32 protein-coding genes and 1 pseudogene are annotated in these 20,559 nt (G+C 29.4%); 2 read left to right on the top strand and 31 right to left on the bottom strand.

Annotation, left to right across the window (positions count from 1 at the left end; genetic code table 4):
* Positions 1-20: 20 nt before the first annotated feature.
* From rpsM to EELLY_RS03050, 29 genes are all read right to left on the bottom strand, one after another.
* Entirely contained in the window at positions 21-386 is a 366-nt protein-coding gene (rpsM, locus tag EELLY_RS03190) for a 30S ribosomal protein S13 (protein ID WP_104206025.1), read from the bottom strand.
* 44 nt (positions 387-430) lie between these two features.
* The gene (gene rpmJ, locus EELLY_RS03185) at positions 431-544 is read right to left on the bottom strand and encodes a 50S ribosomal protein L36 (protein ID WP_011183044.1); all 114 of its coding nucleotides are present in this window, start codon (positions 542-544) and stop codon (positions 431-433) included.
* Positions 545-615: 71 nt separating this feature from the next.
* The gene (infA, locus tag EELLY_RS03180) at positions 616-855 is read right to left on the bottom strand and encodes a translation initiation factor IF-1 (protein WP_104206024.1); all 240 of its coding nucleotides are present in this window, start codon (positions 853-855) and stop codon (positions 616-618) included.
* 2 nt (positions 856-857) lie between these two features.
* A complete protein-coding gene (map, locus tag EELLY_RS03175) occupies positions 858-1,625 on the bottom strand; it encodes a type I methionyl aminopeptidase (protein WP_104206023.1) in 768 nt (255 codons plus the stop codon).
* Complete coding sequence (locus EELLY_RS03170; protein WP_104206022.1) at positions 1,625-2,263, bottom strand: adenylate kinase family protein; 639 nt, start codon at positions 2,261-2,263, stop codon at positions 1,625-1,627. Before EELLY_RS03170 ends, map begins: the two co-directional genes overlap by 1 nt.
* Before the next feature lie 45 nt (positions 2,264-2,308).
* Positions 2,309-2,713, bottom strand: a complete 405-nt coding sequence (cdd, locus tag EELLY_RS03165; protein WP_104206021.1) for a cytidine deaminase — start codon at positions 2,711-2,713, stop codon at positions 2,309-2,311.
* 44 nt (positions 2,714-2,757) lie between these two features.
* Complete coding sequence (gene secY / locus EELLY_RS03160; RefSeq protein ID WP_104206020.1) at positions 2,758-4,230, bottom strand: preprotein translocase subunit SecY; 1,473 nt, start codon at positions 4,228-4,230, stop codon at positions 2,758-2,760.
* Between the two features lie 2 nt (positions 4,231-4,232).
* On the bottom strand, positions 4,233-4,670 hold the full coding sequence (rplO, locus tag EELLY_RS03155) for a 50S ribosomal protein L15 (protein ID WP_104206019.1): 438 nt from the start codon (positions 4,668-4,670) through the stop codon (positions 4,233-4,235).
* 15 nt (positions 4,671-4,685) lie between these two features.
* Positions 4,686-5,378 carry a 30S ribosomal protein S5 gene (gene rpsE, locus EELLY_RS03150; protein WP_104206018.1) on the bottom strand — a complete coding sequence of 231 codons (693 nt, stop codon included), beginning with the start codon at positions 5,376-5,378 and terminating at the stop codon, positions 4,686-4,688.
* A gap of 17 nt (positions 5,379-5,395) precedes the next feature.
* Complete coding sequence (gene rplR, locus EELLY_RS03145) at positions 5,396-5,743, bottom strand: 50S ribosomal protein L18 (protein WP_104206017.1); 348 nt, start codon at positions 5,741-5,743, stop codon at positions 5,396-5,398.
* A gap of 24 nt (positions 5,744-5,767) precedes the next feature.
* A complete protein-coding gene (gene rplF / locus EELLY_RS03140; protein ID WP_104206016.1) occupies positions 5,768-6,310 on the bottom strand; it encodes a 50S ribosomal protein L6 in 543 nt (180 codons plus the stop codon).
* 19 nt (positions 6,311-6,329) lie between these two features.
* Positions 6,330-6,719: a 30S ribosomal protein S8 gene (rpsH, locus tag EELLY_RS03135; protein WP_104206015.1), complete on the bottom strand. Its 390-nt coding sequence runs from the start codon at positions 6,717-6,719 to the stop codon at positions 6,330-6,332.
* 29 nt (positions 6,720-6,748) lie between these two features.
* On the bottom strand, positions 6,749-6,934 hold the full coding sequence (locus EELLY_RS03130; protein ID WP_104206014.1) for a type Z 30S ribosomal protein S14: 186 nt from the start codon (positions 6,932-6,934) through the stop codon (positions 6,749-6,751).
* Between the two features lie 12 nt (positions 6,935-6,946).
* Positions 6,947-7,489 carry a 50S ribosomal protein L5 gene (gene rplE, locus EELLY_RS03125; RefSeq protein ID WP_104206013.1) on the bottom strand — a complete coding sequence of 181 codons (543 nt, stop codon included), beginning with the start codon at positions 7,487-7,489 and terminating at the stop codon, positions 6,947-6,949.
* An 18-nt stretch (positions 7,490-7,507) separates the two neighbouring features.
* The gene (rplX, locus tag EELLY_RS03120) at positions 7,508-7,837 is read right to left on the bottom strand and encodes a 50S ribosomal protein L24 (RefSeq protein WP_104206012.1); all 330 of its coding nucleotides are present in this window, start codon (positions 7,835-7,837) and stop codon (positions 7,508-7,510) included.
* A gap of 12 nt (positions 7,838-7,849) precedes the next feature.
* Positions 7,850-8,218, bottom strand: coding sequence for a 50S ribosomal protein L14 (rplN, locus tag EELLY_RS03115; RefSeq protein ID WP_104206011.1), 369 nt, complete (start codon positions 8,216-8,218; stop codon positions 7,850-7,852).
* A 13-nt stretch (positions 8,219-8,231) separates the two neighbouring features.
* Positions 8,232-8,492, bottom strand: a complete 261-nt coding sequence (gene rpsQ, locus EELLY_RS03110) for a 30S ribosomal protein S17 (RefSeq protein WP_181021084.1) — start codon at positions 8,490-8,492, stop codon at positions 8,232-8,234.
* The gene (rpmC, locus tag EELLY_RS03105; RefSeq protein ID WP_104206009.1) at positions 8,489-8,905 is read right to left on the bottom strand and encodes a 50S ribosomal protein L29; all 417 of its coding nucleotides are present in this window, start codon (positions 8,903-8,905) and stop codon (positions 8,489-8,491) included. Before rpmC ends, rpsQ begins: the two co-directional genes overlap by 4 nt.
* Positions 8,905-9,318 carry a 50S ribosomal protein L16 gene (gene rplP, locus EELLY_RS03100; protein ID WP_104206008.1) on the bottom strand — a complete coding sequence of 138 codons (414 nt, stop codon included), beginning with the start codon at positions 9,316-9,318 and terminating at the stop codon, positions 8,905-8,907. The genes rpmC and rplP overlap by 1 nt, the downstream gene beginning before the upstream one ends.
* On the bottom strand, positions 9,318-10,028 hold the full coding sequence (gene rpsC / locus EELLY_RS03095; RefSeq protein WP_104206007.1) for a 30S ribosomal protein S3: 711 nt from the start codon (positions 10,026-10,028) through the stop codon (positions 9,318-9,320). Before rpsC ends, rplP begins: the two co-directional genes overlap by 1 nt.
* Before the next feature lie 18 nt (positions 10,029-10,046).
* Positions 10,047-10,385 (bottom strand): 50S ribosomal protein L22, encoded by a 339-nt coding sequence (gene rplV / locus EELLY_RS03090; protein WP_104206006.1) that lies wholly within the window; start codon positions 10,383-10,385, stop codon positions 10,047-10,049.
* Between the two features lie 21 nt (positions 10,386-10,406).
* Positions 10,407-10,670 carry a 30S ribosomal protein S19 gene (gene rpsS, locus EELLY_RS03085; protein WP_104206005.1) on the bottom strand — a complete coding sequence of 88 codons (264 nt, stop codon included), beginning with the start codon at positions 10,668-10,670 and terminating at the stop codon, positions 10,407-10,409.
* Positions 10,671-10,686: 16 nt separating this feature from the next.
* On the bottom strand, positions 10,687-11,532 hold the full coding sequence (gene rplB / locus EELLY_RS03080) for a 50S ribosomal protein L2 (RefSeq protein ID WP_104206004.1): 846 nt from the start codon (positions 11,530-11,532) through the stop codon (positions 10,687-10,689).
* A gap of 66 nt (positions 11,533-11,598) precedes the next feature.
* Positions 11,599-11,883, bottom strand: coding sequence for a 50S ribosomal protein L23 (rplW, locus tag EELLY_RS03075; RefSeq protein ID WP_104206003.1), 285 nt, complete (start codon positions 11,881-11,883; stop codon positions 11,599-11,601).
* On the bottom strand, positions 11,883-12,509 hold the full coding sequence (gene rplD / locus EELLY_RS03070) for a 50S ribosomal protein L4 (RefSeq protein ID WP_104206002.1): 627 nt from the start codon (positions 12,507-12,509) through the stop codon (positions 11,883-11,885). Before rplD ends, rplW begins: the two co-directional genes overlap by 1 nt.
* Before the next feature lie 2 nt (positions 12,510-12,511).
* Entirely contained in the window at positions 12,512-13,282 is a 771-nt protein-coding gene (gene rplC / locus EELLY_RS03065) for a 50S ribosomal protein L3 (protein WP_104206001.1), read from the bottom strand.
* Between the two features lie 87 nt (positions 13,283-13,369).
* Entirely contained in the window at positions 13,370-13,678 is a 309-nt protein-coding gene (gene rpsJ, locus EELLY_RS03060) for a 30S ribosomal protein S10 (RefSeq protein ID WP_104206000.1), read from the bottom strand.
* Positions 13,679-13,843: 165 nt separating this feature from the next.
* Positions 13,844-14,506, bottom strand: coding sequence for a deoxyribose-phosphate aldolase (gene deoC / locus EELLY_RS03055; protein ID WP_104205999.1), 663 nt, complete (start codon positions 14,504-14,506; stop codon positions 13,844-13,846).
* 13 nt (positions 14,507-14,519) lie between these two features.
* Positions 14,520-16,202: a phospho-sugar mutase gene (locus tag EELLY_RS03050; protein ID WP_104205998.1), complete on the bottom strand. Its 1,683-nt coding sequence runs from the start codon at positions 16,200-16,202 to the stop codon at positions 14,520-14,522.
* A gap of 55 nt (positions 16,203-16,257) precedes the next feature.
* Between EELLY_RS03050 and EELLY_RS03045 the strand changes: the two genes are divergently transcribed.
* A complete protein-coding gene (locus tag EELLY_RS03045) occupies positions 16,258-17,562 on the top strand; it encodes a thymidine phosphorylase (protein ID WP_104205997.1) in 1,305 nt (434 codons plus the stop codon).
* 970 nt (positions 17,563-18,532) lie between these two features.
* Positions 18,533-18,727: pseudogene (gene deoA / locus EELLY_RS03035) on the top strand (pyrimidine-nucleoside phosphorylase); the annotation flags it as partial.
* A gap of 85 nt (positions 18,728-18,812) precedes the next feature.
* Here deoA and EELLY_RS03030 read toward each other — a convergent pair.
* Positions 18,813-19,343, bottom strand: coding sequence for a hypothetical protein (locus EELLY_RS03030; protein ID WP_104205995.1), 531 nt, complete (start codon positions 19,341-19,343; stop codon positions 18,813-18,815).
* 94 nt (positions 19,344-19,437) lie between these two features.
* The gene (locus EELLY_RS04365) at positions 19,438-19,566 is read right to left on the bottom strand and encodes a hypothetical protein (RefSeq protein ID WP_281253996.1); all 129 of its coding nucleotides are present in this window, start codon (positions 19,564-19,566) and stop codon (positions 19,438-19,440) included.
* Positions 19,567-20,559 lie beyond the last annotated feature (993 nt).

Raw genomic sequence — 20,559 nt, 5'->3', positions numbered from 1 at the left:
TTTTAAAATTCCTCTACTTTCTATTTTTTCTTGTTAGCTACAGTTTTTCTTGGACCTTTAACTGTTCTTGCATTTGTTTTTGATGATTGACCTCTTACAGGTAATCCTTTACGATGTCTTAATCCTCTATAACATCCAATTTCCATTAAACGTTTGATGTTTAATGAAACTTCTCTGCGAAGTTCTCCTTCAACTTTGAATTTCGAAACCTCAGCAGATATTAATTTAATTTGTTCTTCAGTTAAATCTTTTGTACGAAGATCTTCACTTATATTTAACTTAGCTAAAATAGTTTGTGAAGTTGATAGTCCCACACCATAAATATATGTTAGTGAGATTACAACTCTTTTTTCGTTTGGTATTTCTACTCCACTAATACGAGCCATTTTTAAAATTCCCTTCTTTTATTTTTTAATTTAGACTGTTTAAATTAACCTTGTCTTTGTTTGTGCTTTGGTTGTGCACAAATAATCATTACACGGCCTTTACGTCTAATAACACGACATTTGTCGCAAATTTTTTTGACTGATGATCTAACTTTCATCACAACCTCCGTATTTCTTTTAAAATAGTTTAAATCAGTTTTTAGCTGATTTAATTTATTTTGTTTATTTTTTAATTACTCTCAGGTTTTTTTTGAATTCTTCTGTAGGTAATTCTTCCACGTGTCATATCATAAGGTGATATCACGACTGTTACTTTATCTCCAGGTAAGATGCGAATGTGGTGCATTCGGATTTTACCTGACACGTGTGCATCAATAACTATGTCGTTTTCCAGTTTAACTTTGAATTGCGCGTTTGCTAACACTTCAGCAACTGTTCCCTCAAATTCCATTTCTGCTTCTTTTGCCATTACTACAACTCCTTTACTTTTGATTTGGTTAATACTTCATAACCGCTATCTGTTACTAGAATTGTGTGTTCAAAGTGAGCAGCCATGCTTTTATCAGCTGACAAGACAGTTCAGTTATCAGAAGCTAATTTAGTTTTGTATGTTCCGATTTGAATCATAGGTTCAATACAAATAACCATTCCAGCTTTTAAACGCATTCCAGTATCATAAATACCATAATTAGGTATATATGGGTCTTCATGCATTTGAGTTCCAATACCGTGTCCTGTATAATCTCTAGGAACACCAAATCCATGTTTTTCAGCATGACTTTGAATTATGTAACCTATAGTTCCTATACGAGTTCCTGGTTTAACTTCTTTAATTGCTAATTCCAAACACTCCTCAGTGACTTTAATAAGTATATCATGTTTTTCATTTTTTGCAATACCGCAAATCATAGTAAAAGCGCTATCAGCATGATAACCTTGAAAAATACATCCAGTATCAACAGAAACAATATCACCATCTTGCAAAATTCTGTCTTCAGGTATACCATGTACTAATTGTTCATTGATTGAAATACAAATAGTTTTTGGAAAACCATGGTAATTTTTAAAATTAGATTGACATCCTTTTGCTTTTATGAATTTATAAAATTCTTCATCTAAATCTAAGCAATTAACACCTGGTACTATCATTTTTTTTAGCATGCTAATAGCGTCTGATAAAACACTTGATGCTATTCGCATTTTTTGAATTTCAGCATTTGATTTAATACTAACGGCCATTAAAATGTTTCCATAACTTTTTGATATGTTTCTTCTGGTGTCAAAGTACCTGAATCCACAATTTTTAAAAATCCAGAATTTGTAGAAAAATATTTTATTAATGGTGCTGTTTGTTTTGCATATGCTTTTAATCTAACTTCAACTTTGTTTGGTTCATCATCTACTCTTCTTATTAATTCTGTTTGATCTTTATCGCAAATTCATTCAATTTTAGGTTTTCTGTTAATTGTATGATAACTAATTTTACAAGTTGGGCAAATTAATCTTCCACTTATTCTAGATAACAAAACTTCTTTAGCAACATCAATATAAATAATTTTTGAAATGCTTGATCCTAATTCTTTTAAAATTTCTTCCAAAGCTTTTGCTTGATTTAAAGTTCTTGGATATCCGTCAAAAATTAATCCATTGTGTTTTTCTTTTAAAAATTCTTTAACAATACCATTTGTCACTTCATCTGGTACTAGTTTGCCTGCATTTATGTATTCAATACATTGAATTCCCAAAACAGATTTTTTAGAAATTTCTTTGCGCATCAAATCACCAGTTGACAACTGTGTAAAACCTTTTTTATTAATTAATTTTTCAGCTAAAGTTCCTTTACCACAACCAGGTGCACCCAACAACATTATATTCATTTTGATTCTCCTTATTCTAACTATGTCATTATAACAAAATGCTTTTTAGCTTTTCAAATCATTAGATGAAAAAGCATATGGTAACAACTCTTGATTAATAATAGTTTTAATATAACCGTGCTTATTAAAAATCACAATTTCTTGTAGTGGATTTAACAATTCGCTCATTACTTGTCTACAAACTCCACATGGTGTGCCTAAATTTTCACTATCTGTATATAGCGAAAACTCTTCAATATCTTTTTCATTTCACCCCAAAGCGTAAAGCTGAGATATTGCTGCTCTTTCTGCACAAATAGTTGGTGAATATGAAGCAGATTCAATATTTACACCTTTAACAACATCTTGATTTTTTAATCTAATTATACAAGCAACTTTAAAATTAGAATATGGAGAGTATGCATTATTTTTTAAGTTTAATAACTTTTCAAACAATTCTTCTTTTTTCACAACGTCCTTTTAAATATTATAAAACAAAAAAGTTTTTGCTTTTATTATCATATATGAGTTGATGAATTTTGGTTTTCATCTGTAAACTTTTGTTTTTTAGATTCGATAAACTTGTGTTGTTGTATACGGCCTTGTATTTGTTGTGTTGTTTGTATCGCAACAGAAATACAAATAATTAGTCCAGTCCCACCAATTGCTAAATTACTTGGTAAATCTATTAACTTAGATATAACATATGGTAATGCCGCTATTGCTGCTAAAAAAATTGAACCAAATAAAGAAAGTCTATTTATTGTTGCTTGTAAAAAATTGGTTGTGTCTATTCCTGGTTTAATTCCAGGGATAAATGTCCCTGATTTTTGAAAATTTTCGCTTATTTTTTCTGGATTTATTTGAACTTGTGCATATAAAAATGTGAATAGTATAACCATGATTGAAAAAATCCCTATTCCTCATCATTTACTAAAAGATAAATACATTTGAGTAAACTTAACAAAACCATTTGAAGAGTAAATTCCACTTGACGCTAATGATGCTGCTGCTGTTGGATCTAAAATTTGAGCAATTGTAATTGGTGTTGAAATAATTGCAGAAGCAAATATAACCGGAATAACTCCAGCATTATTTAACTTCAATGGTAAATAAGGAGTATGGTCTTTAGCATCTACTAATCCACTACCAGTTTGTTGAATAGGTATTTTTCTTTCAGCTTCATTCATTAAAACTACAGAAAATATAACAATTAAAAAAATACCCATATAAATAGTAAAAAATATAATTCCACTAAATAAAATATTTATACTTTCTCCCTTGTCTGGAATTCACCATGTTCAAGTTTGAATTATATTTACTGGCATTTGAGTAATGATACCTATAAAAATAACAATAGAAATTCCATTACCAACACCTTTAATAGTTATCTGATCTGCTATTCATAACATGAAGTATGAACCAGCTAACATAACTAGAGGCACTAATATATAATAAAAAGCAGGACTGGCTAAAACTTTTGTTGAAACTCAACCAGGTTCAATTACTCCTTGTTGTTGTAAAGTAAATATAGTTGCAACACCTTGCATTAAAGCAAAAGGAATCATTAATACTTTAGTTAATTTATCTAATTTTTTTCTACCTCGCTCACCAGACTTATTTCATCTAGTTAAAATAGGTATTACATCTGTTGATAATAATTGAACAATAATAGAAGCAGTAATATAAGGAGAAACCCCTAAAGCTAATATTGAGAATCTTCCAATGGTACCACCACCTAAAGTTGATAGCAATTGAAAGAACTGTGAATTATCAATTGAGCTTTGAAAATCACTTGTTAATTTAATTCCTGGAACAGTTATATAAACACCAATCCTAATAATTATTAATAAGATTAAAGTAAAAACGATTCTTTTAATAAGATCTTTATTTTTAATAAAGAAGCTCTTATTAGCAAAATCGCTTTTATTAAGTGATTTTTTGGCTAACTTTGAATATTTTGTTTTCTCAGTTTTTTTTAGTGCCATTATTAAATCACCTCTACTTTTCCTCCAAGTTGTTCAATTATAACTTGAGCTTGTTTTGATATTTTATTTAATTTTACATTAACTTTTTTAGTTAATGTTCCATTATTTAAAACTTTAACTAATTGTTTTTCGTTTTTAATAACTTTTGCTTCTATTAAAGTTTTATGATCAATATTACTTAAGTTTAAATTTTCTAAATCAGAAAGAGTTAATATGATGTATTGTTTTTGATTAATTGAAGTAAAACCAATTTTTGGTAATCTTCTGTATAAAGGAGTTTGACCCCCTTCAAATCCGGGTCTAACACCCCCACCTGAACGAGAATTTTGACCTTTGTGACCTCTTGTAGAAGTTTTTCCTTTTCCAGAAGCCATACCTCTACCTACTCTAGTAGCATCTTTATGACTACCTTCAGTATATTTTAATTCATGTAATTTCATTGTATGGTTTCCTTCCTATTCAGCTTCTACTTGTTTATTTGTTTCAACAATAACTGATGCTGCTTCTTTTTTAATAACTGGTTTAGCGAATCTTAAATCATTTACTTTTTTACCAGTATGCATTAATGTTAAACCATCAAGTGTAGCTCTAATCATATTAATAGGATTATTTCTACCTAATGATTTAGCATAAACATCAGCAATACCAGCCAATTCAATAACAGCACGTGCTGGTCCACCAGCAATAATTCCAGTTCCTGGTTTTGCAGGTTTAATTAATACTTGACCTGCTCCAAATTTACCAAGTACTTCATGAGGTACAGTGGTTCCTCTTAAAGGTACTCTAATAACATTTTTTCTAGCTTCTTTAATTGCTTTTTTAATTGCTTCAGGAACTTCGTTTGCTTTTCCTGTTCCTAAACCAACACGTCCTTTTTTATCTCCAACAACAACAACTGCTGCAAATCTAAAGTGACGTCCACCTTTTGTAACTTTTGTAACACGTCTAATTGTTACAACTTTTTCTTCAAAATCATCTTGTTTTTGAAACTGTCTTGGCCCATTACCACGGCTGTTATTTGGTTTTCTATCAAACTTTCTTTTTTCAGGTTGAGTTTGATCATTTGATGTAGCAACTATTGGCGCTGATACAGCTTCAGTAGTAATTGTAGTTTCCACAACTGGTGTGTCTAATTTATTTTCTATCATAATCTTATTCACCCTTCCTAAAATTTCAATCCATTTTCTCTTGCAGTTTCTGCAAAAGCTTTAACTTTACCATGATATAAATATCCACCACGATCAAACACAACATCAATAATTTTTTTATTAGCTGCTAGTTTTGCAATTTCAGCCCCAACTTTTTTTGCAGCTTCTACATTACCAGCTTTTAAACCAAGTTTTAATGATGATGCTGAAACTAAAGTATTTCCTGTTATATCATCAATAATTTGTGCATAGAAATTAGTGTTAGATTTAAATACATTTAATCTAGGTCTTTCAGCTGTACCAATTACTTTACTTCTAACACGAAAGTGTCTTCTTTTTCTGGCTTCTTGTTTAGTGTACTTCATAATTTAATAACCTTAAGCGTGATACTACTTACCAGCTGCTTTCCCTTCTTTTCTAATAATAATTTCATCAGAGTATTTAATACCTTTTCCTTTATAAGGTTCAGGTTTTCTATATGCTCTAATTTCTGCTGCAACTTGACCAACTTTTTGTTTATCAATTCCTGTAACAATAATTTGTGTAACCTTAGGCACTTCAATTGTTATGCCTTCAGGAATATCATATTCTACTGGATGAGAATAACCTAATGACAGGTTTAATTTAGCACCATTTAATGCCGCTCTATAACCAACCCCATTAATATCTAATATTTTTTTAAATCCTTCATGTACTCCAACTAACATTCCTTGTAATAAAGAATTGGTTGTTCCGTGAAGTTGTTTTGTATGTTTTAATTCATTTTCTCTTTTAGTTGTTAATTCTGTTCCTTCAACTCCAATTGAAATTAAAGGTGAAAATGTTTGAATTAAAGTTCCTTTTGAACCTTTGATTGTAACTGTGTTTTTTTCATCAATATTTATTTCAACTCCTGCAGGGATTGCTAAAACTCTGTTTCCTATACGTGACATATTCTAATCTTCCCTTCTATTATCAGACAAAAGCTAACACTTCTCCACCAAAATTTGATAGTCGTGCTTTCTTACCTGTCATGATTCCTTGTGATGTTGAAACTATTGATATTCCTAATCCGTTTAATACTTGAGGGATTTCGTTTGCTGGTGCATATACTCTTAATCCTGGTTTAGAGATTTTTTTAAGTCCTGATATAACTCTTTGCTTTCCATGATATTTTAATTCAATAGTAATAGTTTTTTTAACTTCACCTTCAACAGTGAAGTCAACGATGAATCCTTCATCTTTAAGAATTTTAGCAATTTCTACTTTCATTTTTGATGAAGGCACTAAAACTGTTTTTAACATTCTTTGATTTGCGTTACGGATTCTGGTTAACATATCTGCAATTACATCTGTTGTCATATTTTTATCCTTTTATCTTTCTATTCCTATTATCATGAAGCTTTTCTAACTCCAGGGATTTGCCCTTCATACGCATATTTTCTAAAGCATAAACGACAAATTCCGAATTTTTTTAGCACAGCATGCGGTCTACCACATTTTTGACATCTTGTATAATTTCTTACACCAAACTTTTGATGTTTGGCTTGTTTAACTTTTAATGATTTTTTTGCCATAATTCGATCTCCCTATTTCGCGAAAGGCATTCCAAATTTTTCTAATAATTTGAAAGCTTCCTCATTTGTATTAGCACTAGTTACAATTGTTATATCCATACCACGAAGTTTAGCAACTTTATCATAATCTATTTCTGGGAATATGATTTGTTCTTTAATTCCTAAAGTATAGTTTCCAAATCCATCAAATGAAGTTTTTGGAACTCCTCTGAAGTCACGCACACGTGGCAAAGCAACTGAAGTTAAACGGTCTAAAAAGTCATACATCTTTTTACCTCTTAAAGTTACTTTTGTACCAATTGGCATTCCTTCTCTTAATTTAAATACAGCTAATGATTTTTTAGCTTTTGTAATTAAAGGTTTTTGACCAGCTAATTGTTGCAATTCAATAGCTGCTGCATCTAATTTTTTAGGATCTGTTGTCGCATCCCCTACTCCCATATTAATTACTATTTTAGTAATTTTTGGGACTTGCATAATTGATCTGTATTCTAATTCCTTAAATAATTCAGGAATAATTTGATCTTTATATTTAGTTTCTAATCTTGATTTCATATTAAATCTATTCCTTTCTTATTTTCCGGCTTTTTTTAAAGGTGATTTAGAAGCTTTAGCTAATCTAATTTTTTTACCATTTTCAATTTTATAACCGATTTTTGATATTCTTTCTTTATTTTTCGGATCTTGTAATGCGATGTTTGATATATTGATGTTAGCAGGAATTTGTTTAATCCCACCTTCTTGATCAGTTTGTGAAGGTTTAACATGTTTAACAACATCAATTCCTTGAACAGAAACTGTCCTTTTGTCTTTTGATATACTTGTGACTGGCCCGATTTCACCTTTGTGAGAACCAGCAATAACTTTAACTACGTCACCAACTAAGATTTTTGATTTGTTCATTTCTAGTTCCCCCTATAATACTTCTGGAGCTAGTGATGCAATTTTAACAAAACCAGCTTCTTTTATTTCACGTGCAATTGGACCGAAAATACGAGTTCCACGTGGTGATTTGTCATCTTTAATAATAACTACAGCATTTTCAGAAAATCTAATGTAAGTTCCATCATCTCTTCTTAATTCTCTTTTAGTTCTTACGATAACTGCTTTAACAACTTGACCTTTTTTAACAGCCCCGCCAGGTGCTGCTGATTGAATTGAACAAACTATAATGTCTCCAATACCTGTAAACTTTCTAACAGATCCACCTAGATTACGAATAACACGGACTTCTTTAGCACCCGAATTGTCAGCTACTTTTAATTTTGATAATGTTTGAATCATTTCTGTGTACCTTCTATAAAACTGCTTTTTCTACAATTTTAACTAATCTAAAGTTTTTTGTTTTTGAAAGAGGACGTGTTTCCATAATTTGAACTTTATCACCTATTGCAGCAATTTGTTGTTCATCATGAGCTTTATATTTTTTAGAATATTTAACACGTTTTTTATAAATTGGGTGGTTTTTGTAAGTTTCAACTAATACAGTAATTGTTTTTTCCATCTTGTCAGATACAACTTTACCAACTAGTATTTTTCTACTATTTCTTTCCATTATTTTGTTTCTCCTTCAGGCGAGTTTATTTGTTCTTCTTCAGCACTATTCATTGCAGCAGCAATAGCGTCTTCTTCACCATTTACTCCACCTTCATATTGTGCTTGTAATTCTTCAATCATTTTACGTTGTTTAGCTCTAACTTCTTTTCCAGATTTTTCTGCTTCTTGAACAGCTTTACTGTAATCAGTTTTCACTTTTGTATTAACATTTTCTCCAGCTTTTGCTTTTTCAGATAATACTAATTGAATTCTTGCAATTTCTTTTTTGATAATTTTAATTTGGTGAGTTTGTTCTAAGCTACCAACAGCAGCTTGAAATTTAAGAGCGAATAACTCAGCTTTTTTAGCTTCGTTTTTTTCAAGTAATTCACTTGTTGATAATGCTCTTGTTTCGTCCATTAATTTATTAGCCATTACTCTTCACCTCTCTTAACGAATTTGCAACGAACTGGAAGTTTATGCATTGCTAAACGCAAAGCTTCTCTTGCAGTTTCTTCGTTTACTCCAGCAATTTCAAACATAATAGTTCCTTCTTTAACAACAGCTACTCACTTTTCAGGGTTTCCTTTTCCAGATCCCATTCTAACTTCAGCTGGCTTTTTTGACATTGAAATATGTGGAAAAATTCTCATTCAAACTTTACCATCACGTTTCATAAAACGAGTCATGGCAATACGAGCTGCTTCAATTTGACGGTTATCAATTCAAGCTCCATCAAGAGACATTAATCCATAATCACCAAAATCAATTGTTTTAGCACCTTTTGCTTTTCCTTTAAAACTAACTTTGTGGGGTTTACGATATTTTGTTCTTTTTGGTAACAACATTATTTTCTTCCCCCTTTATTAGGTCTTCTATTAAAGTCTTTTCTAAACTCGTTAGCATATGTTGGTCTTTGACCTCCAATAACTTCACCATGGTTAATTCAAACTTTAACTCCAATTTGTCCATATGTAGTTGGTGCTTCATATAAAGCATAATCAATATCAGCTCTTAGAGTTGACAAAGGAACTGAACCTTCTATATATCCTTCAGTACGAGCCATTTCAACTCCACCTAGACGTCCACTAACAGAAGTTTTAATTCCTTTAACTCCTGCTTTTAATGCTCTTCTTATTGCAGCTTTTTGCACTGTTCTAAAAGAAGCACGATTTGTAATTTGTTCACCAATTCATCTTGCAACTAGTGTAGCGTCAGTATCAGGGTTTTTAATTTCAACAACTTTAACTTCAACTTTAACTTTTCTATCTTTAATAGCTTTTTTAACAGCTAAAACAATACTCTCAATGTTTTTTCCTTCTTGCCCTAACACTATTGCTGGACGAGCTGATGATATAACCAAAATAATTGATGAGGCAATTCTTTCGATTTTAACTTTTGCAACTGCAGCATCTTTTAATAACTTAACTACAGTTTCACGAATTGCGATATCTTGATTCAATCATTTAACATATTGATCTTTTTCTGCATATCATGTGTCTTCTCATTCTCTAACGATTCCTAAACGTAAAACATTAGGTGATACTTTTTGTCCCATAACTTCTACTCGCCCTTTCTAGTTTCTTTCATCACTTACAATAATTGTAATATGTGATGTTCTTTTTAAAATTTCATAAGCTCTACCATGAGCTCTTGGTCTAAAACGTTTTAGAGTTGGACCTTCATTAACATAAACAGTTTTAACAAATAATTTGTCAGCATCCATTCCGTTATTGTTTACTGCATTAGCAATTGCTGAATTTAATAATTTTAAAATTGGTTCAGCACTTCTTTTATCAGTATTGTGTAGCATAGCAATTGCTTGTGCTACTGGTTTTGTTCTGATTGTATCTACTACTAATCTAGCTTTTCTAGGAGAGATACGAATCATATTTAAATAAGCTTTTGCTTCCATTTTTTAATTCCTATCCCTTTCCTATTTTTTACCTTTATCATCACCGTGACCACCGAATTTTCTTGTTGGAGCAAATTCACCTAATTTGTGGCCAACCATATCTTCAGTTATATATACGGGTATAAATTCTTTACCATTGTAAACTCCGAAAGTTTTACCGATGAAATCAGGGAAAATAGTTGATCTACGTGATCAAGTTTTTATAACTTCATTTTCTTTTGAAACAGCAACTTTTTTAAATAAATATTCGTCTGCAAAAGGCCCTTTTTTTAATGATCTTGACATATACTATTCTCCTTCCCTATTTCTTAGCATTACGCTTTCTTACAATTAATTTCTCACTTGATTTTTTAGTATTACGAGTTTTAACACCAAGTGCTGCTTTACCTCATGGAGTTACAGGATTTTTACGTCCAATTGGAGTACGTCCTTCCCCTCCCCCATGTGGGTGATCGTTGGGGTTCATAACTGAACCACGAACTGTTGGGCGAATTCCTCTTCATCTGTTACGCCCAGCTTTACCTCAGTTAACTAAGTTGTATTCTTCATTTCCAACTTCTCCAACTGTTGCATAACAATCAGCTAAAACTTTTCTTACTTCACCTGATGTTAAACGTAAAGTTACATATTTACCATCATCATCTTTTCCAAGAATTTGTACTGAAGTACCAGCACTTCTAGCCATTTGCCCACCTTTACCAGGTTTTAATTCAACATTGTGAACCAAAGTCCCTTCAGGTATATTTTTTAATGGAGCAGCGTTTCCAACTTTAATATCTGCGTTTTCAGAAGCAACAACATTCATTCCTACTTTCATTCCTTTTGCAAATAAGACATAACGTTTTTCTCCATCTATATAATTAATTAAACAAATAAAAGCATTTCTATTTGGATCATATTCAATTGTAGTAATAGTTCCAATAATTTCTCTTTTGTTACGTTTGAAATCAATAATTCTGTATTTTTGTTTATGTCCCCCACCTTTGTGACGTGTTGTTATAACTCCACGGTTATTACGTCCGGCTTTAGAACTTTTAGCAGCCAACAATGATTTTTCAGGTGTACTTGTTGTTAAAGTAGCCTTATAATCAATAGTTGTCATATTTCTACGACCATTTGTCGTAGGTTTATATTTTTTTAATGCCATAATATCCCTTCCTATAGCTTTTTAATATTGATTTACAATATGCTCACTTATGGGTTTAAGTGTTTTCTATAAATCGTTTAGTAAATCTAGTGATTCACCTTCTTTTAAAGTGATGATCGCTTTTTTATAATTATTTGTTTTTCCAGCAAATTTTCCCATTCTTTTTTCTTTACCATCATAGTTCATAGTTCTCACTGATTCAACTTTAACTTCAAAGATTTGTTCAAATGTTTTTTTAATTTGTACTTTGTTAGCTTTTTTATTAACTAAGAAAGTATATACACCATTAGCATGACCTACAAATGATTTTTCGGTCAACACAGGTTTTTGAATAACTTCTGTTAAATGCATTATGAATATACCTCCTCAACTGCTAATACAGCTTCTTCTGTCATAACTAATTTATGAGCATTTAATATGTCATAAACATTTAATTTAATTGAAGGTATTGTTTTAATACCAGCAATGTTACTTGATGATTTAATTAATAATTCATCATTTTCTTTAGTTACAACTAATATTTTTTGATCTTCAACTTTTAAATTTTTCATTGTACTAATCATCTCTTTTGTAGATGGTTTAGTAAATTCAAATTTATCAATAATCACAATATTTTGTTCAGCAGCTTTAATTGATAAAGCTGATTTAAAAGCTAACGCTCTAACTTTTTTATTAACTGATTTTTTATAGTTAATATCCGGGGTTGGACCAAAAGTAACTCCCCCACCTCTTCAATGAGGTGCTCTAATTGACCCTTGACGAGCACGACCAGTTCCTTTTTGTCTTCAAGGTTTTTTACCACCACCACGCACTTCTGCACGAGTTTTAGTTTTTTTAGTTCCTTGTCTTAAAGCAGCTTGTTGTGAAATTACTGTGTCAAATATTGCTTGTTGATGAGGTTCTACACCTCAAACAGAATCTGATAATGAAATTGATTTAACTTCTTGCCCTTGGACATTTAATACTTTTAATTCCATGATTATTCTCCTGCCTCTTCAGTTGGAGTTTCAATAATAACAGTTTCTTGAACTGCATCAGCAACCACAGGTGCTACTTCAACCTCAACTACTTTTTCAACTTTTGCTTCAACAGCTGGTTTAGTATTTCTTACTAATAACTTAGCTGCTTCAGCAGATTTTAATCCTTTAACATTTTCTTTAATAATTACATAAGCTTTATTTGGCCCAGGAATTGATCCTTTTACCATTACTATATTGTTATTAATTGAAATAACTTCTAGATTTTGGATTGTGCGTTTTGCATCACCCATGTGCCCAGCCATTTTTTTTGATTTAAAAATACGGTTAATAATTGCTCCCATTGAACCAATACCTCTGTGGTATCCTGATCCATGAGCCATAGGACCTCTTGAGTAATTATGTCTTTTAATTGCTCCAGCAAATCCTTTACCTTTTGATATTCCAGTAACGTCAACGTATTGACCAGTTTGGAAAACATCTGAAGCTGTAATTTGACTTCCAACTTCATATCCTCCCATGTTTCTGATCTCTTTTACGAAGCGCTTAGGAACTGAATTAGCTTTTTTGAATTGTCCTAAGTCAGGTTTGTTTACTAAGTTTTCTCTTTTGTCAAATACTCCTAATTGAGTAGCATTATATCCATTTGATTCAAGAGTTTTAACTTGTAGAATAGTGTTTTGTTGAACTTCAATAACAGTTACTGGTATTAATTTACCATTAGTTGTAAAAACTTGAGTCATTTCAACTTTACGTCCTAAGATTCCTTTCATCTTTATATCTCCTTATATTTGTATTTTGATGAGTCATGTATATTTCGTTAACTTGTCTAAAATATGATTTGTGTTTTGTTTGCTTTTTTAAAGTTTGATTTCGATCTCTACACCACTTGGTAATTGAACTCTTTTTAAAATGTCCATTGTAGTTGGTGTTGGATTTAAAATCTCTAATAATCTTTTGTGGGTTCTCATTTCAAATTGTTCACGTGAATCTTTATATTTGTGAACAGCTCTTAAAATAGTAATCACTTGTTTGTCTGTTGGTAATGGGATTGGTCCTCTGACTTTTGCCCCAGTTCCTTCAGCAGCTTCGATAATTTTTAAAATGCTTTGATCTACAATTGTATGATCATAACCTTTTAATTTAATTCTCATTTTTTGTTCTGCCATCATAACCTCCATTTGTTTTTATCTACAACTCCTATGAGTGTGTTGTAATTGTGCATACAAAACATACATGCTAAAATATTATACACAACCCACCAAATTAAGTCAAATAAAAAGTGCATTTAATCAAAATACACCTTTTCTTTTATAATTTTATGTTTTTATTTTTTAATAACCATTAGTGTGTTCTTTTCCATTAACAATATTAACTCCACCACTAGTTCCCAAGCGATCAGCACCTGCATTAATCATTGCAATAGCATCATGATAAGTTCTAACTCCACCAGCTGCTTTAACTTTGCAAGCATTGCCAACAATTTTTTTCATTAACTTTACATCTTCAATAGTAGCTCCACTTGTAGAAAAACCAGTTGAAGTTTTAACAAAATCTAACTCAGCTTCAATAGCTAACTGACATGCTTTAATGATTTGTTCTTTAGTTAATAAACAATTCTCCATAATACATTTAACAATATTTTTACCAGCTGCTTGTTTAACTGCTTTCATATCATTTAATACTAATTCATAGTTTTGATCTTTAAGTGCACCAATGTTTAATACCATATCAATTTCACTAGCACCAAATTTAATAGCTTGTTTAGTTTCAAATGCTTTTGTGTTACTATCACAAGCACCCAAAGGAAATCCAATCACATTTGTGATTTCAGCTTTACTATTCTTTAACAACTCATTTGCATACTGTGTTCATGTAGTGTTTACACAAATTGTAGCAAACTCATATTTGATAGCTTCTTCGCAAAGTTTTTTAATTTCAGCTTTTGTAGCATCTGCTTTTAATAATGTATGATCAATATATTTGTTTAAATTCATCTTTTATTCCTTTTTATATATTTAAGTATTCTTTCATACTTTTAATTATGTTAATTGTTTTCTCAGAAGAGTCTTTTGCATCATGACCAACAACAACAAAATAAATTTTCATTTTAGGTTCAGTTCCACTTGGTCTAACAGCAACTCATGATTTATCTTGTAAATAATACTTTAAAAGGTCTTGACCTGGCATATTATGCAGTCCTTTAATATGATCATCAATTTTAATCACTTTAATTCCTGCAATTTGTTTTAAAGGTTTGATTCTTAGATCGCTCATTATTTTATCAATCTTAGTTTTCTTTTCTTCTGGTTTAAAGTTAAGATTTAAAGTTTGAGTTGTGTAATAACCAAATTCTTCATATATTTGGTGTAAATAATCTACTAATGTTAAATTTTGTTTTTTAAAATATCAAGCCATTTCAGCAATCATAATAGATGCTTGTATTCCGTCTTTATCCAAAGTAGAATCATCAATCACATAACCATAACTTTCTTCATAAGCAAAGACAAAGTGTAATCCATTAATTGGTTCTTTAGCTATTTCTCTCCCCATTCACTTAAAACCAGTTAATGTTTTAATTATCTTAACACCATATTTTTCTTTAGCAACACGATCTCCAAGATCACTAGTTACAAAGCTTGAATATAATGTTGGATTAGTTGGTATTCTATTTAATCTTTTAAAATTAGCTAGTTTTCAATCAATTAGTAATGGTCCGGTTTTATTCCCATCCATTCTGATAAATTCATTATTAACTTTAACAAACATTCCGAATCTATCAGCATCTGGGTCATTCATAATGATAATATCAGCATTATATTGTTTACCATATTGTAAGGGTATAACTCATGCAGGGTCAAATTCAGGATTGGGATTAATTACATTTGAAAATGTTTCATCTTCAAAAGCATGTTCTTCCACTTCAATCACTTCATATCCGCTTTGTCTTAATATTGATGGTGTATATGCACTACCTGTCCCATTAACTGCACTAAACACTATTGTTAAATTTTTCTTTGATTCAACATCATCATAAAATTCTAACTTTTTAATCATAGCAATATAATCATCAATAACTTTTTGATTAACTACTTCAATTAATTCTTTTTTAGTCGAATATGTTCATTTTAAAATGTTTTCAATTTTATTCATCGAATCAGAAATAATTGCTGTCTGTTCATCTTGCAACTGGCATCCTAATGGATCATATATTTTATAACCATTATATTCTTTTGGATTATGTGAAGCTGTAATCACAACTCCGCCAATAGCTTTTAATTGTTTAACTGCATATGAAACAACTGGTGTTGGTTGCATATCGTTGTTTTTAAATAAATATGCTTTGATATTAAAACTGGATAATATATTTGCAACTTCTTGGGCAAATCTTTTTGAATTGTGTCTATTATCATGACCAACTACAACCCCTTTTAATAATTCATTTGAATAGTTTTTAATGAGTAATTTAGCATAAGCAATTGTTACTTTTTTAATAGTGTAAATGTTAAATCTTCCTGGTCCAGCACCAAGTATCCCTCTAATGCCTGCTGTGCCAAATTCTAATTCTATTCCTTCAAATGTAGCAAACAATTCTGATTCATCAGCACTCTCTAATTCTTGTTTCACTTCTGGATCAATGTTTTTAGCATTAATTCATTCTTGATATATCTTATTTTCTTTATTAAAAAACATACTTCTCCTGTCTTTTTATATTATATTATTAAATTATGAAAGAAAAGGAAATATTATGGGATATACATTTAACAATTTGATTGAAAAGAAAAAACACAAACAACAATTAACAACACAAGAAATTAAATGACTAATTGATAGTTTTGTTAAAAATGATGTTAAAGATTATCAAATGTCAGCAATGGGAATGGCAATTTGATTTAATGGTATGAGTGATAAAGAAATTGTTGATTTGACAAAAAGTTATGTTGAATCTGGATTTGTATATGATGTTAGTGAAATTAAAGGATTAAAAGCTGATAAGCATTCAACTGGTGGGGTTGGAGATAAAACTAGTTTAGTTCTTTCACCAATATTAGCAAGTTATGGTGTTAATGTTTGTAAAATGTCAGGGCGTGGACTTGGTGTAACTGGTGGGACTATTGATAAATTAGAATCATGTCCAGGTTGAACTAGTGAACTTAATAAAGACGAATTTATTCAAGTAATTAAAAAATCACATATCGGACTTGTTGGTCAATCAGATGATATTGTTCCTGCTGATAAAAAAATGTATGCATTAAGAGATGTGACTGGGACTGTTGATTCAATTCCTTTAATTGCTGCATCAATCATGTCAAAAAAGTTAACAATTGAAGCTGATAGTTTAGTATTAGATGTTAAAGTTGGAACTGGTGCTTTTATGAAAAATATTGCTGAAGCTGAAAAGTTAGCTAAAACAATGATTTCAATTGGTGAAGGTTATGGAAGAAAAGTTTCTGTTATTCTTTCAAATATGGATAAACCCTTAGGTAAAGCTATTGGAAATGCATTAGAAGTTAAAGAAGCTTATGATACATTATTAGGTAAAGGTCCTGAAGATTTAATTGATGTTGTTACAACAGCTGCTGGGGTTACACTTGTTAATGTTGGTTTATTTACCGATATTAAAGAAGCTATATTAGATGTTAAAAATAAGTTAAAAACTGGTGAAGCTGCTAAATATTTAAAACGTTTTATTGAAGCACAACATGGAGATTTTAGTGTTATTGAAAATTATGATAATCACTTTACTACAAAACATAAAATTGAGATATTAGCATCAAGAGATGGTTATGTTGATAGTCAAGATGCTGAAATAATTGGTTTAATTTCCATGGATCTTGGAGCTGGTAGAAAAACAAAAGAAGACACAATTGATTTTGCTGCAGGCATTTATTTAAATAAAAAAGATGCTGAGCAAGTTAAAAAAGGGGATCTTGTAATGACTTTATATACTAACTTTGATATACAAGATAGCTGAATTAAAAGAGCTGAAAGTAGTTTCAAAATAATAGACCAACCCAGTAGCATCTTGAACATTTACCGCATTATGAGATAATTAATTACTATTAATTTTTAAATATGCTGCATTAATAGTTTTATTATTTATAGTAAATTTGTTTAAACCGAATTAGAAATTAACAAGTCTTTTTTTATAGTAACGTACAATTCAATGATGCTAAAAAATAAATAAATCTAAACAGAAAGCATTTTTATTAGTAACAACTTAAAAAAATTCAAGATATTCTATCAAAAACAAAAAAAGATATACTGTCAAAATATTTAGTTCAAAATGTTAATAATAATGAAAATTTAAGATTTTCTAGTTTTAAAAAAATATTCAATTAATTTTGAAGAAAGGTTTAGTTAAGAAATGCAGATAACAATAAAAGATGTAATTCAGAAAAGGTTTCGATATTTAAAATTATTATTTTCATTTGAAATAATTTTTATGATTGGCATAATAATAATTTTGTTCTTAAATATATTTTTATTTAAAAGGTAATTAAGTGAAAATGATAATTGAATGATTAACGCAATTTGTGGAGTTATAATATTTTTTTATGGTTTTAATTTAATAATTTTTATATTTATATTTGCTATGATTTCATCTTTTTATAAAAGTTTAAATCCAGAAAAAATACAATTTCTTGGCAATTAATTGGATCAATAATGCTTAATAGAAAAACTTATAACAGTCTTTTTAAAAATGAATTAAAATATAATAAATGATCTATTTTCTTGTCAATCATAATATTATTAGATAATCTTAAGTTGTGATTTAAAAATGCTTTTTTTTGATTAGGCATAGCCGGGGGCGCTTCTTCACTTGGAATTTTTAGCGGTTTTTTACTTGACTTATTATTATTTGTGTTTTTCTACTTTCTATTATATTTTTCATTTTATTTATTAACTGTTTTACCAATAAGTATTCTTGTTTTGATCTTTACAATTGGTAAATAAATATTGTTCTAAATTAAATCAAAATTAAATAGATTTACATTGTGGAAATTTGGTTTAATGGCATTTCTGATAAAGAAATGTATGCCTTAAGGGATGTGAATGGAACTGTTGATTCAATTCCTTTAATTGCAGGATCAATCATGTCAAAAAAGTTAACAATTGAAGCTGATAGTTTAGTATTAGATGTCAAAGTTGGAACTGGTCCTTTTATGAAAAATATTGCTGAAGCTGAAAGGTTAGCTAAAACAATGATTTCAATTTGTGAAGTTGCTTAATATTTAAAAGTATAAAAAAGAGCATGCGCTGACATGCTCTTCTCTTTTTAATAATATTTTAAAAAAATTATTAATAGTTTTTGTTTATGTAACTATTTGATGAACTAAAATTAAAATCAAATGTTTTATTCCAATCTTCTTCAAAAATATTTAATTCAAAAAAAATTTCTCTAAATTCTTGGTTTGAAATAAAACTTAAAAAACTATTAAAAGAATTATCAAGAGATTTAAATTTGTTATTAAAATTATTAAATCTGTCATTATTTTCAAATAATTTTAATAAATCTTTTTCCAATGCATCTTTTTCACTTTTATTCATTATTGAAAAACCAAATAAAATTAAATCAAAATTAAATTTTTTTGAGTATTTGTCCTTTAAATATTCCTCTAATCTTATAAATAAAACCATGTAACCTTGTAATTTATTCATTATTTCTGTGTATTCAATTTTGCCAGATTGTAATTTAACAAATTTCACTATCGCTTCTAAGTCGTTAAGATAATTATTTATAAATAAATTAGATAAGTGAACTGCATAGGGTTCCCAATTTTGATTTTTTGAAGCAAAATCAACTTTCAAAAATGATTTGAGTTCTTTCATGACAATATCCCTTACTTTCTCATATAATTATTATAGATTATTTTTAATAAAAACATAAACTATTGTTTCCTTTTTTCTTTAATAAACTTCTTAGTTACTTCATTTTCTTTCTGCTTTTTTTGTTTATACTTTGCATTTTAATTTTATCAAAATAAGTTTTTAAAACAGACTGCTCATTTTTCACATTAGCTTGTTTTATTTTGTCATTTAGTATTTTTGTCATTTCCTCAGTTTTCTTTGCAACATGAATGTTGTTAGATATAAGTTGTGTTAATGCACTAACTAAATTTTATTTAATTCTTCTGAGGCATGCTTAGCTTGCAATTCCATTGCTATGATTTTATCGTCACGAGCCTTGTTCTGCTTGTTTACAAATATCTGTCTAAAGAAGTTGTAAATACCTACAAAAAGGGTTATTAATATCATTATAAATGCTAATCAATTATCCACACTTCAATCACTAAACATTTTTTACTCCTCCTTTTTGAAATTAATATCTATTTTATAAAAATGCTATCGTTTCTTAGTCATTATGAACTTAATTTGATTTTCATTATTCTTTTTTTCATAATTTACATTATTTTACCTAAATTTTCCTGATTACCTATTGTGTGAAATCACTGAATAAACCAATATTAATGTTGATATCAAGTAATAATGCTAAAGCCATTGTGCTTATAATTAATCCCACAAATAATTATATAACATCTCTTTAATAAAAAAAATATATAACAAAATCGTTGGATTAATTCATCTGGTAATTTTTTTGTATTTTGAATTTGATCTTGTCTTTTTTTCGTTTCAAGAAGAATCTTATGAATAACTTAAACCATTGGAACAAATATATTAATTAATTAAACGTCACTCAAAGTTATATTTAAAGGATGTTTCTATTTATAATGAATTTAATTGATTCTTCTTCTTTTGTATCAAAATTTTTCTTTGACAATTCTTTGTGGAGTGCAATTTCCTTTTTCTAACCATATTCTACAGGATTATCTTTTAGTTCTTTTATTACAAGCTTATCTCATATACTTTGATTTAAGTTTAATTAATACATCAGTTCTTTTTGAAACCAATTCAGACTTAGTTTGAACCATTAAAGCCGATTTGTTAGGAGTTCATGATTAGCATCCAAATATTCAACTATTAGCTTATATTTGATTTTCATCAATTTTTTTCAAATTCAGGCAAACCATACAACCAATGTACTTGA

Source organism: Entomoplasma ellychniae, assembly GCF_002930155.1.
Lineage (GTDB): Bacteria > Bacillota_I > Bacilli_A > Mycoplasmatales > Mycoplasmataceae > Entomoplasma > Entomoplasma ellychniae.
The sequence above is the reverse complement of the archived record's forward strand: the minus strand, read 5'-3'. Positions and strand labels throughout refer to the sequence as shown.